The following is a 12,968-nucleotide window of genomic DNA, read 5'->3' on the forward strand; positions in this document are numbered from 1 at the left end:
ATGGAAGTTAGATGAAAAAAGCAGCTTTAGGGCTGCTTTTTTGTTTCAAGGAGTGAAATGTGAGCAGTGACTGGAGCTACTCTAGCTCAAGATCCTATCAGCTAAAAACAGCATCTATTGGTTTAGCCTTCTGGCTAGGCTTTAATTTACTAACGGGCTTTATTACCGATGATCGAAGCTTAGACGACAATTATTTCGTTTTGTTTCTGGTTATCGTTTATGTGGCCATTAAATGCAGTTACAAAGCGGTATTAGTAAATTTTTATCTTACTATTTCACGTTTTGGAATGGTCACCGCTTATGCAGACTTGTATAAGCTAGAAAAAGTTACTTCTAATAAAAAAGAGCTCAATTTGGTGACCAAAGATCGGGCGCGTTACAAGCTTAAGCTTTTCAAATTGCCCGAAAGCTCTCATGTTGATATTCGCAATTCAATCATACCGCTAACTGGTGAGAGACAACCTGTGCCTGCGGCAGTTGTGGATTTGAAAACAGATGATAAGCGGCAGCAAGTTATATCAGTTTTCGGAATGGCATTTGGTTTGATCTTAGTTTTGGAAAGTATTAGCTCCTTTAGTGATGTTCATTTGGGTTCAGAATCCTTTCGATTAGATGCTCAGCTAGCTACTTTGTTACATGGCCTTTTAGTGGCCAGTCTGTTGATAGGTAATGGGCTTAGTCAGTTTTATGGCAAAACAATCTATCAGCGTATTAAGAGAGCTAAAGCCAATACAGTTGTATTAATAGCATTCATCTTATTTGGAATTGCAGTAGGTCTGAATGAAAGCGGTGTGTTTAACCAGTTTGAAAACCCGCTGTTGGTTAATGTTATCGCTATTTCTCTTACTCTAACCTTTGTTGGGCTGTTGGTATTCGCCTATTTTTTAAAGAAAAGAGCTGAGAAGCAAGTTGGCTGAGGTGAGTAAAGCTAACTGCTGTAAAAGAAATCCCGTGCGCATACATTTTTTCTAGGAGCGAAATTTGAGCTTTGAGACATTACCATTACATGATGCTTTGCTAGGCCGGATAGAAATAGACTGGGACACTGCTTTGGTTAGGTTAGACTTGCAAGCATTTAGCGAAGTGTCGGAATCCGCATTACCTTACTGTTTGCTGTTTCGAGTCGTTACTGACTTCCGGTACTCTAGAATCAGCGAGTGGGGACCTTCTAATTCGATACTTGATGCAAAAATGCTTGGAGGCGAATACCACATACAAATGCAAAGCGGTGACAGCATTTTTATAAAGGCGAGTAGTTATGAGTTTCGGCAAAGTAGTATAAACAAGAACAACAATTTTCTGGCTCTTGGCAGTTAGGACTGTTAGTTAAATGAAGAAACTAAATAGAATAATTAAGTTTTTAGCAATTTGTCTTTGTGGTGGTTTCGTTTTGTATCAGCTATATAGTGCTGGTGTTTACGGAGAGCTTTCTGCTAGAGGAATAAATCCGACGATTAAATCAACTCCATTTAAGTTTTGGTTGGTCGTTTCTGTATATTCTCTGATTGTAGCTACAGCTCTCTTGTTACTTAGTTTGAGCATCGATAGGCATATTAGCAGTAGATTTCAAAAGTATGGTGGAAGCTATAATCTGAAAACCGTCCTGCATGTTTTTAGGGACTTTTTTAGTAAACATAAATAACAAGCCGTGAAGCGTAAATCGCTAGTATAGCGAGCTTGAAGTCGCTAGTGCTCAAACGGTTAAGGAACGTTAGCTCAGATTTCTATATAGGCTAATCCGAAATACTTTCGTGAAAGTTGAAAGCCTAAACTCATTTTGTTTAGAAATGAGTTTAAAGCTTATCAACTATACTGTTCTCTGCGATTTTCTAAATCATCATCCTACCTTGGCGCATCAGCTCTTCAATTTCGCCTAAGCTGGCTGGGTCGTCGATGGTGGACGGGATGGCGTATTCTTCGCCGTCGGCCAGTTGGCGCAGGGTGCGGCGGAGGATTTTGCCGGAGCGAGTTTTGGGCAGCCGCTGCACGATTATGGCTTGTTTAAAGCAGGCTAGTGGGCCTATTTCGTTGCGTACTTTTAGTACCAGCTCTTTGGATACCTCTTGCTCACTTTGTTGCACGCCGTCTTTAAGCACCACTAAGCCAAAGGGCACTTGGCCTTTTAGGTCGTCGTGGCTGCCAATAACCGCGCACTCGGCTACAGCGGGGTGAGCGCCAACCACTTCTTCCATTTCGCCGGTGGATAAGCGGTGGCCGGCCACGTTAATTACATCGTCGATACGTCCCATTACAAACAGGTAGTCATCTTCATCGATATAGCCGCCGTCGCCAGACACATAATAGCCGGGGAATTGTTTTAAGTAGGCGGATTCAAACCTCGCTTGGTCTCCCCAAACGGTAGGCAAGCAACCAGGTGGAAGCGGCAGTTTTATGGCGATAAAGCCTTGCGCCATTGGACCACGCTCGTCGCCCATTTCATCCAAAATAGTAACTTGGTAGCCGGGTAGGGCTTTGGTGGCGCTGCCGGCTTTTACTGGCATACGCTCTAAGCCAAGAGGGTTACCTGCAATGGCCCAGCCGGTTTCGGTTTGCCACCAGTGATCGGTCACTGGTTTGTCGGTTTTGTTGATGGTCCATTCCAATGTTGGTGGGTCCAAGCGTTCGCCGGCCATGAAGATGTCTTGCAGCTGGCTTAGGTCGTAATCTTTAACCAACGCACCATCGGGATCTTCTTTTTTAATCGCGCGAAAGGCAGTGGGGGCGGCAAACAATACTTTTACTTTGTGCTCGCTAGCAACCCGCCAAAATGCGCCAGCATCGGGAGTGCGCACTGGTTTGCCTTCGTACAAGATGGTGGTGCAACCGTAAATCAGCGGAGCGTAAACGATGTAAGAGTGACCCACTACCCAGCCTACATCGGAGGCCGCCCAAAATACATCACCGGGTTTTACGTTGTACACCGCTTGCATCGAGTAGTTCATGGCAACGGCGTGGCCGCCGTTGTCGCGTACCACACCTTTGGGTTTGCCGGTGGTGCCAGAGGTATACAAAATGTATAGCGGATCGGTGGCGTCTACTGGCACGCAATCAGCCGGCTCAGCTTGCTGTTGCAGTGCTTGCCAATCTAGATATTGCTGATTAAATTCAACCGCTTGCTGAGGGCGTTGCCATACTATTACTGGGGTAGTCATCTGTTGGCTTTGCTCTAAAGCTAGGCTTACCATGGGCATGTAGTTGATGACTTTGGCGCCTTCCAGCCCGCAGCTGGCGGTAAGAATTACTTTAGGTTGGGCATCGTCTATGCGAACCGCCAACTCTTGCGCAGCAAAGCCACCAAATACTACCGAGTGAATCGCTCCAAGGCGTGCACAAGCTAGCATGGCAATAGCAGCTTGAGGGATCATTGGCATATACAGCACCACTCGGTCGCCTTTAGTGACGCCTTGGGCCGCTAACATACCAGCGGTACTGGCTACTTCATCACGCAATTGTGCGTAAGTGAATTGTTGTTTTTGTTCGGCTACTGGCGAGTCATAAATAAGCGCGGTTTGCTCCGCTCGGCCATTTTCGCAATGGTAATCCAGCGCTAAATATGCGGTGTTCATGCTGCCGCCTTTAAACCAGCGATAATTGCCGTGTTCATCTTGGCTAAGTGCTTGTTCTGGCGGGCTATACCAAGCCAGTTGTTGGGCTTGCTCTAACCAAAACTGTTCGGGTTGCTGTTTGGCGTGGTCTGCTTGTTGCTGATAACTCATAATATGCTCCTCGTCCCTAAGCTGTTTACCACTTGGCAAGGGGAATTTTTTATTAGGTTTTTCTTCGGTTACCTTAGGTAACTTAAAAGCTGTTGCTGGGCACTCGTACCCAACCTTCCATTAGTATTCTGGCGCTGCGACTCATGCTTACTTTGGTCACTTGCCATTGCTGCTTATGTTGTTGTGCTTGTGCGCCAACTTTAAGGCTGCCCGAGGGGTGGCCAAAACGCACTACCTCGCGCTCGCCGCCGCCAGCAGCTTGATTTACCAAAGTGCCGGGAATAGCTGCCGCTGTGCCAATGGCTACTGCTGCGGTACCCATCATGGCGTGGTGTAACTTACCCATAGATAAAGCGCGTACACATAAATGATTGTCTTCTGCTTTAATCTGTTTGCCGCTGGAACTCTGATAGTTTTGCGACTTGGCAACAAAGGCGACTTTGGGTGTATGTTGGCGTTGAGCGGCTTGTTCCAGTGAGTCTATTAAGCCCATTTTGAGTGCACCATGGGCGCGAATACTTTCAAACATGGCTAAGGCTTTTTCATCATTATTAATGTCTTCTTGTAGTTCTACACCGCTGTAACCAAGCTGCTTGGCATCAACAAAAATTGTAGGGATGCCGGCGTTAATCATGGTGGCTTGCAGGCTACCAATTCCCGGAACCTCTAATTGTTCGCACAAGTTACCAGTAGGAAATAAGGCTCCTTCGCCATCGGCAGGGTCAATGAAGTCAATTTGTACTTCGGCAGCCGGGAAGGTCACGCCATCTAATTCAAAATCGCCACACTCCTGCACCTCGCCATTAAGCATAGGTACATGAGCAACAATGGTTTTTTGAATGTTGGCTTGCCAAATGCGGATGCTGGCAAGGCCATTCTGTGGCAGAGTAGCAGCATCTACCAAGCCTGCGTTTATTGCAAAAGCGCCCACTGCGGCGGTTAAGTTGCCGCAGTTGCCACTCCAATCTACAAAGGCCTTGTCGATAGCAACTTGCCCAAACAGGTAATCGACATGGTGATTAGGCTGCTGGCTTTTCGCTAGAATTACCGTTTTGCTGGTGCTTGACGTAGCACCGCCCATGCCATCAATTTGTTTGGTGTAGGGATCTGGGCTGCCAATAACCCGCAACAGCAGGTTATCTCGCGCAGTGCCGGGTTGCTGGGCAGCTTTGGGTAAGTCATCAAGCTTAAAAAACACCCCTTTACTGGTGCCGCCGCGCATATAGGTGGCAGCGATGCGTTGCTGTTTTACATGCTTCATCTCTGCCTCCTAGTGAGTGGCTGCGCTTTTGTTCTCAAGAAAGTCTTGAGCAAAGCGTTGCAATACTCCGCCCGCTTGGTAAACCGAGACTTCTTCAGCAGTATCTAAGCGGCATACCACGGGTAAATCTATGCGTTCGCCGCTGGTGCGGGTAATCACTAAGGTGAGTAACTCACCCGGCGCAGGTGTGCCGATAACATCAAAGGTTTCGCTGCCATCAATACGGTAACTATGACGGTTTTTACCCTTGGTAAATTCCAAAGGTAGTACTCCCATGCCCACCAAGTTTGTGCGGTGAATGCGCTCGAAGCCTTCTGCCACAATGACTTCTACACCAGCTAAGCGCACACCTTTTGCCGCCCAATCTCGTGATGAACCTTGGCCATAATCAGCACCCGCCACAATGATTAATGGCTGCTTACGCTGCATGTAAGTTTCTATGGCTTCCCACATGCGCATTACTTTGTCTTCGGGCTCTACTCTTGCCAGCGAGCCTTGTTTTACCTTGCCACTTTCTTTAACCATTTCGTTGAACAGTTTCGGGTTAGCAAAGGTGGCGCGTTGTGCAGTTAAATGGTCACCGCGGTGGGTGGCGTAGGAGTTAAAGTCTTCTTCGGGCAAACCCATTTTATCTAGATAAGCGCCAGCGGCGCTGTCTAACATAATTGCGTTCGACGGTGATAAATGGTCGGTGGTGATGTTATCCCCCAATACCGCCAATGGGCGCATGCCTCGTAAGCTTCGCTCTCCGGCTAAAGCGCCTTCCCAATAAGGTGGGCGGCGAATATAGGTGCTTTGCTGTCGCCATTCATATAGAGGAGAGCTGGCATTGCCGTAGTCCACTTTTAGATCGAACATCGGCTGGTAAACCTTGCGGAATTGCTCGGGTTTTACGCTTTGTTTTACTACCTCATCGATTTCTTCATCACTGGGCCAGATGTCTTTTAAGGTGATCGGATTACCTTGAGCATCGTGGCCTAAAGCGTCTTTTTCTATATCAAAGCGAATGGTGCCGGCAATTGCGTAGGCAACCACTAAGGGCGGTGAGGCCAAAAAGGCTTGTTTAGCATAGGGGTGAATGCGGCCATCAAAGTTACGATTACCCGATAGAACGGCAGTGGCGTAAAGGTCTCGCTCTATCACTTCTTGCTTAATGGTCGGGTCTAAGGCACCACTCATGCCGTTACAGGTAGTGCAAGCAAAGCCTACTATACCAAACCCCAATTGTTCTAAGTCGCCTAACAAATTAGCTTCTTCTAAATATAATTGCACTGCCTTAGAGCCGGGAGCCAAGGAGGTTTTAACCCAAGGTTTACGGCTTAAACCCAATTGCTTGGCTTTGCGAGCCAACAAGCCTGCAGCAATCACGTTGCGTGGGTTAGAGGTATTAGTACAACTGGTAATAGCGGCAATAATACAGGCGCCGTCGGGCATTAGGCCGTCAAGCTGTGGTACTGGTGAAGCGATGCCTTGGCTAGCTAAATCTTTGGTTGATACGCGGCGATGTGGATTAGAAGGGCCAGCAATGTTGCGGCCAACGCTAGATAAGTCGAAACGCAGTACGCGTTCGTATTCGGCGCTTTGTAGGTCGTCGGCCCAAAGACCAGTGGTTTTAGCGTAGTTCTCTACCAAGCTGACTTGTTCGGCTTCACGCCCAGTGAGCTTGAGGTAGTCGATGGTATTGTCATCGATATAAAACATCGCCGCAGTGGCGCCAAATTCGGGAGTCATATTGGAGATGGTAGCTCGGTCGCCCAAGGTGAGTTGGGCTGCGCCTTCACCATAGAATTCTAAGTAGCTAGATACCACACCTTGTTCGCGCAAAAATTCGGTAATAGCCAACACAATGTCGGTGGCGGTGATACCGGCTTGGCGTTTGCCCACTAGCTCTACGCCAATAATATCCGGTAGGCGCATATAAGAGGCGCGCCCTAACATTACGTTTTCTGCTTCTAAGCCGCCTACGCCAATGGCTATAACGCCCAAAGCATCAACGTGAGGGGTATGGCTATCGGTGCCCACTAGGGTATCGGGAAAGGCCACGCCATCACGTGCCTGAATCACTGGCGACATTTTCTCAAGGTTGATTTGATGCATGATGCCGTTGCCTGGAGGAATCACGTCCACGTTCTCAAAGGCGGTTTTACACCAATTGATGAAGTGAAAGCGGTCGTCGTTACGGCGATCTTCAATGGCGCGGTTTTTTTCAAAGGCATCGGCTTCAAAACCGGCGTGTTCCACTGCTAAAGAGTGATCAACAATTAGCTGGGTAGGCACAACTGGGTTTACTTTGGCGGGGTCGCCGCCTTGCTCGGCAATGGCATCACGTAGGCCGGCTAAATCCACTAAGGCGGTTTGGCCTAATATGTCGTGGCACACCACGCGAGCAGGATACCAAGGAAAATCTAGGTCGCGCTTGCGCTGAATAATTTGGCTAAGTGCCGCGTTAAGTTGCTCGGGTGGACAGCGGCGCACTAGGTTTTCGGCAAGCACTCGCGAAGTATAAGGTAAACCCGCATAAGCACCGGGCTGAATGGCTTCTATAGCGGCGCGGGTATCAAAATAATCCAACTGGCTATTGGCCAGCGGTTTACGGTATTGGCTATTCATAAGCGTTTCCACAGCAAAAAGGAAAAAGCAGTGGAGCCTGCGCTCCACTCACTGGCATGGTTAGTTGCGCTGCTCAATCGGCAGGTAACTGCGTGGCTCGCTGCCGGTGTAATCGGCGCTTGGTCGAATAATCCGGTTATTGGCGCGCTGTTCCATAATGTGCGCTGCCCAACCACTTACCCGCGAACAAACAAAAATGGGGGTAAACAGTGGGGTTGGAATATTCATGAAGTGGTAAGCACTGGCATGGAAGAAATCGGCATTACAAAACAGCTCTTTCTCACGCCACATTACTGCTTCTACACGTTCAGACACCGCGTATAAGTGTTTATCACCAGTGGCTTCACTAAGCTTTTTCGACCAGGCTTTGATCAATGCATTACGTGGGTCACTAGTGCGATAAATAGCATGACCAAAACCCATGATTTTGTCTTTGCGGGCTAACATCGCCATGATTTCGTTTTCGGCTTGTTCGGCGCTGGTCCAATTTTCAATCATCGCCATGGCAGCTTCGTTTGCGCCGCCATGCAGTGGCCCGCGCAGCGCGCCAATAGCACCGGATACCGCAGAGTGAATGTCGGAAAGGGTTGAAGCAATCACTCGGCCAGTAAAGGTTGAGGCATTAAATTCATGTTCGGCATATAAAATTAGCGAACATTGCATCACTTGCTCGTGTAATGGGTCTGCGGGTTTGTCATGTAATAGCTCTAGGAAATGGCCAGCAATAGAGTTGGCTGAGCTTTGGGTAGAAATACGCACACCATCATGGCTGAAGCGATACCAATAACAAATGATGCCCGGCAGGGTGGCAAGCAAGCGATCACTATGCTGTTGCTGCTGGCTAAAGTTGGCTTCGGTTTCTAGGTTGCCTAACATGGAAACGCCAGTGCGCATCACATCCATTGGGTGAGCATTTGCGGGGATTAGCTCTAATACCGCTTTTAGCGCTTCGGGTAATTCGCGTAAGTTATGTAGGGTATCGTGGTAGGCAGCCAGTTGTTCGCGATTAGGCAACTCACCGTGAAAAAGCAGATAGGCGACTTCTTCGAAGGTGGCTTGTTCTGCCAACTCACTAATATCGTAGCCGCAATACGTTAGGCCCGAACCACTTTGGCCAACGGTGCATAGTTTGGTTTCGCCTGCGCTTTGGCCGCGTAAGCCAGCGCCTCCTAGGACTTTTTGTACCATGGTATTCTCCTTCATTCCTTTGGCTTAAGCAGCGAGGCGTCTTTGCGCTAGTTTTCTGCTGCTTAAGTATGGCTCTACCGCTAAATCTTGGTTCGGCTGGCAGAGTCCGTTCACGTAGTTTGATTAATCTTGTTTAAATAATTGGTCGAGCTTTTGTTCGTAGTCGTGATAACCCAAGTAATCGTATAGCTCGGCGCGGGTTTGCATGCTGTCTACCACATCTCGCTGGTGGCCATTTTCGCGTAGGCTGCGATACACATTTACCGCTGCTTGGTTCATCGCTCTAAAGGCCGATAACGGGTAAAGCACCATGTCTACGCCAACACCAGCCAGCTCTTCGCCGCTAAATAAGGGGGTTTGGCCAAATTCAGTAATATTGGCCAAAATCGGCACTTTTACTGCTTCGGCAAACTGTTGGTATTGCTCTAAGGTGAGCATTGCTTCGGGGAAAATCATATCGGCGCCGGCTTCAACATATTGGCAAGCGCGCTCGATGGCGCCGCCCATTCCTTCGATTTGCAGGGCATCGGTACGCGCCATGACTACAAAGTCCGGATCGACTCGGGCATCTACCGCGGCTTTAATTCGGTCGACCATTTCTTGGCTCGACACAATGGCTTTATTGGGGCGATGTCCACAACGCTTCTGTGCGACTTGGTCTTCCATGTGCACTGCGGCGGCGTCGGAGCGGATCATTTCTTTTACGGTGCGAGCAATATTAAATGCGCCGCCAAAGCCTACATCTATGTCTACCAGTAGAGGTAAATCACAGGCAGCGGTAATTCGGCGAACGTCTTCTAATACATCGTTCATGGTGGTAATGCCTAAGTCGGGTAAACCGTAGGAAGCATTAGCAATACCACCACCAGAAAGGTAGATGGCTTTATGGCCTTCGCGCTGCGCCATCATTGCGCAGTAAGGGTTAATGGTGCCAACAATTTGCAGTGGATTTTGTTGGGCTACCGCTTGGCGAAAACGTGCGCCGGGCGAGAGTGGTGACGGTGTAGAGGCACTCATTTAATTCACTCCTTGGATTTGAGTAGCCGAAGCCTTGGCTTCAGAGCTTTGGTCGGTAAGTTGTTTGCTATGTTGTTGTTCTATGGCCTTGCGAGCACGCGCAATGTGACGACGCATTAGCATCTCGGCTAACTCGCCATCGCGATCGGCCAATGCTTGCCAAATAGCCCAATGTTCTTTTAGTGCTCGCTCGGGGCGCGAAACCTGTTTGGCCGCTTGGTAGCGATACATGCGCAGTAAGTGGTAGAGCTCGTCGCAAAGCAGGTTAACGAGGCGCTGATTAGCACTGCCTTTAATAATTAGGTAGTGAAAGTCGAAATCACCTTGTTGTTCAAAATAGGCTTTGCCTTGATGCTGCTGCAGATAGCTTTGGTGATGTTCCAGCAAGGCTTTAAGTTCTTCGAGTTGAATTGTCGACAATTGTTCTGCCGCTAAGCGACAAGCCATGCCTTCTAGTGCTTCACGCACCGAGTAGATATCTAGCAGCTGTTGGTGATTTAGCTGCACGACTCGCGCCCCAACATGAGGAACTCGCTCAACCAAACCCATGCCTTGTAGCTTTAACATAGCTTCACGCAGTGGGCCACGGCTAACCCCATAATGCCTTGCTAACTCTGGCTCGGAGATTTTCTCACCTTGGGCGATTTGTCCGCTCACTATGGCTTCGATTAAGGTGTCACTGAGATTCTGTGAGAGTAAGTTTTGTTTGTCGCTGAGCGATTTAGCGGGGCTAAGTTGAGACATATACTGGTTACACTCAGGTTGCTTGAATGTTGCACAGTGTAGATCGGATGTTGCGCATCGATCAAATAATTGTCGACAATTTATAGTTATACTTTAGTTTAATAGGCTTTGAAGGCCGTTATTAGCTAGGTTTTGTCAACAAAGTTTCGGTTTTGCTGAATATTGTCGACAATGTAGCCGCTTGGCATTTTAAGTTTGAGTAGCTTCTTTCTCGCTAGATGGGCTTAAAGGCTGAGTGCCTGCCGTTGCGAGTGCTGTTAAGTAAAGGGCTAGCTAATTCTCAATTGGGAAATAAGGCTAGCGGGCACATCTACTTGCCATTCTTTGAACTGGTTGAGGCTTTGTTCAATAGTACTTAGTTGCACAAACTTACAATTGTGTTTAGGTACTTCGGCATGTGCTTGCTGCTTAAGGTATTCAAGCATTCCAGAATCAGCTGCTAGATAAATGCAGTGACTAAGTTGGTTTTGTAAACACCAGCCAATTTGCTGCTGCATAATAGGGAGGCTTTCAGGAGTAAGAAATTGCCAATGGCGAATATCGTAAATGGCAGCCCAAGGTTTAGTGCCATATTGGCTCATTTCCCGTTGAACGTCGCTGCGGTATTCCTGGGTGGTGGTGACGTTCCAGCTATCATAAAGCTGGGCTAATAAAAAACCTTGCTCGGAGTGCAGTTGGTAATAGCCGTGGCTAGCTGGATGCATTTATACCTCTACTCATTATATTCACCAAAATCGTAGCTACGCACAATGCGTATGACAACGCTGCTTACTATTAAACTAGCAAACGCAGTTAACTGCAAATGCTAGCAAGGAGGGAGCGGATACGTCGCCAACGTGGTTTTTTTGTCTAAATTTATCATGTGTTTAGATAATTGTGCTGGCTGACAATTGGCATACAAAAAAGTCGGAAAATTGTTTATTACGCCGCTTGTGATTTGAGCAAACCCACGCTATGTTATGTGTTCAATCAATTACTGCAAAGTCGAGGCAACGATGACACATTGTTTATGTTCAGCATATCGCTCAGCCCGACGTCTGTCAGTCAGCTTGTCTCGCGTAGGTCATAATAAACCCGCGATGCGAAATGATAGGCCATGCAGCTAATTTAAGATTGAGTTACCTACCAATTTTACCCGAGCTGCGAAGTGTCGCAGTGAAGGAATTCCAAATTTAACCCTATCTTAACTGTGTCACTTCGCTCTCTATCAAGGAGAACGAGACATGATGTCACTTAAAATTCGCGTACTTAGCTTTACTGTAGAGTTGTTATTGCGCTATCAAGCACATTTAGAGGTCCAGCAATGGCTTAAGCAACAACGCCAACAAAGCTGGCGCGTAGAGGGAATTAACGCCCACACTGCCAAAGATATTGGTGCCGATCCCGATGGTCGATTTAGAGCTAAAGTTAAGCAAGCTGAGCCAGCCACTAAAGCTAAAGAGCTTAAGCAGCAAACTAGCCACAAAGCTTGGCGCACACGACAGAAAACTGTGAAAATAGAGACGTAAACTAAGCGCCCTGCGGGGCGCTTTTTGTTTATTCTTCCGTGTTTTTAAGAGTTCACCGAGGCTGAAGTCCTCATTTTTTTACAAAATCTATAAGCGATTTCTCGCAAGTGTTGGAGCATTAGCTCAGCTACAGTACACTAGCGACACACCGCATAAGTAGGAAGCAAACATGAGCGCTGAGCAAGACACTACCCATTTTGGTTATAAAACCGTAAATCGCGACGAAAAGGTAAACCTTGTCGCTGATGTATTTCATTCGGTTGCAGCTAAATACGACGTAATGAATGACCTTATGTCGGGTGGTATTCACCGTTTATGGAAGCGTTTTACCATTGATTGCAGCGGCGTTCGCCCCGGACAAAAAGTGTTGGATTTAGCCGGCGGAACTGGCGATTTAACCGCTAAGTTCTCGCGCATTGTGGGTAATAAAGGTGAGGTAGTACTGGCCGATATTAATGACTCAATGTTAAAAATGGGCCGCAGCAAATTGCGCGACAAAGGCATTGTTGGCAATGTTCGTTATGTGCAAGCCAATGCCGAAGCCCTGCCATTTCCAGACAATACTTTTGATGTGATCACCATTAGCTTTGGCTTGCGTAACGTTACCGATAAAGACGCTGCATTGCGCTCTATGTATCGCGTATTAAAACCCGGCGGACGCTTGTTAGTGCTTGAGTTTTCTAAGCCAGAGCTTGAAGCCGTGAGCAAAGTCTATGACGCCTATTCTTTCCATTTATTACCTAAAATGGGCCAACTGATTGCCAATGATGCCGAGAGCTATCAATACTTGGCTGAATCTATTCGCATGCATCCTGATCAAGAAACCCTCAAAGAGATGATGCAGCAAGCCGGTTTTGAAGGCGCCGAGTTTTACAATTTAACCGGTGGTGTTGTTGCGCTGCACCGCGGTTATAAGTTTTAAGA

Annotated in this window: 11 protein-coding genes; 4 read left to right on the top strand and 7 right to left on the bottom strand. The window is 47.6% G+C overall.

What is annotated here, in order from left to right:
• Positions 1-59: 59 nt before the first annotated feature.
• Together K5609_RS00335 and K5609_RS00340 are read left to right on the top strand one after the other, a co-directional pair.
• A complete protein-coding gene (locus K5609_RS00335; protein ID WP_221075488.1) occupies positions 60-917 on the top strand; it encodes a hypothetical protein in 858 nt (285 codons plus the stop codon).
• Positions 918-1,330: 413 nt separating this feature from the next.
• Positions 1,331-1,642, top strand: coding sequence for a hypothetical protein (locus K5609_RS00340; RefSeq protein WP_221075489.1), 312 nt, complete (start codon positions 1,331-1,333; stop codon positions 1,640-1,642).
• Positions 1,643-1,829: 187 nt separating this feature from the next.
• On the opposite strand, the gene K5609_RS00345 is transcribed toward K5609_RS00340, so the two are convergent.
• The 7 genes from K5609_RS00345 to K5609_RS00375 form a co-directional block, all read right to left on the bottom strand.
• The gene (locus K5609_RS00345; RefSeq protein ID WP_221075490.1) at positions 1,830-3,716 is read right to left on the bottom strand and encodes a propionyl-CoA synthetase; all 1,887 of its coding nucleotides are present in this window, start codon (positions 3,714-3,716) and stop codon (positions 1,830-1,832) included.
• Between the two features lie 82 nt (positions 3,717-3,798).
• Positions 3,799-4,977 (bottom strand): 2-methylaconitate cis-trans isomerase PrpF, encoded by a 1,179-nt coding sequence (gene prpF / locus K5609_RS00350; RefSeq protein ID WP_221075491.1) that lies wholly within the window; start codon positions 4,975-4,977, stop codon positions 3,799-3,801.
• A gap of 9 nt (positions 4,978-4,986) precedes the next feature.
• Positions 4,987-7,587: a Fe/S-dependent 2-methylisocitrate dehydratase AcnD gene (gene acnD / locus K5609_RS00355; protein ID WP_221075492.1), complete on the bottom strand. Its 2,601-nt coding sequence runs from the start codon at positions 7,585-7,587 to the stop codon at positions 4,987-4,989.
• A gap of 60 nt (positions 7,588-7,647) precedes the next feature.
• Entirely contained in the window at positions 7,648-8,775 is a 1,128-nt protein-coding gene (prpC, locus tag K5609_RS00360; protein WP_221075493.1) for a bifunctional 2-methylcitrate synthase/citrate synthase, read from the bottom strand.
• Positions 8,776-8,898: 123 nt separating this feature from the next.
• Positions 8,899-9,792, bottom strand: a complete 894-nt coding sequence (gene prpB / locus K5609_RS00365; protein WP_221075494.1) for a methylisocitrate lyase — start codon at positions 9,790-9,792, stop codon at positions 8,899-8,901.
• Positions 9,793-10,536: a GntR family transcriptional regulator gene (locus tag K5609_RS00370; RefSeq protein ID WP_221075495.1), complete on the bottom strand. Its 744-nt coding sequence runs from the start codon at positions 10,534-10,536 to the stop codon at positions 9,793-9,795.
• Positions 10,537-10,805: 269 nt separating this feature from the next.
• On the bottom strand, positions 10,806-11,240 hold the full coding sequence (locus K5609_RS00375) for a hypothetical protein (RefSeq protein ID WP_221075496.1): 435 nt from the start codon (positions 11,238-11,240) through the stop codon (positions 10,806-10,808).
• 519 nt (positions 11,241-11,759) lie between these two features.
• Here K5609_RS00375 and K5609_RS00380 point away from each other — a divergent pair.
• Positions 11,760-12,044, top strand: coding sequence for a hypothetical protein (locus K5609_RS00380; RefSeq protein WP_221075497.1), 285 nt, complete (start codon positions 11,760-11,762; stop codon positions 12,042-12,044).
• A 169-nt stretch (positions 12,045-12,213) separates the two neighbouring features.
• Positions 12,214-12,966, top strand: coding sequence for a bifunctional demethylmenaquinone methyltransferase/2-methoxy-6-polyprenyl-1,4-benzoquinol methylase UbiE (ubiE, locus tag K5609_RS00385; RefSeq protein WP_221075498.1), 753 nt, complete (start codon positions 12,214-12,216; stop codon positions 12,964-12,966).
• Positions 12,967-12,968: the final 2 nt, after the last annotated feature.

This window comes from Agarivorans aestuarii, from assembly GCF_019670125.1.
In the GTDB taxonomy this organism is placed as follows: Bacteria; Pseudomonadota; Gammaproteobacteria; order Enterobacterales; family Celerinatantimonadaceae; genus Agarivorans; species Agarivorans aestuarii.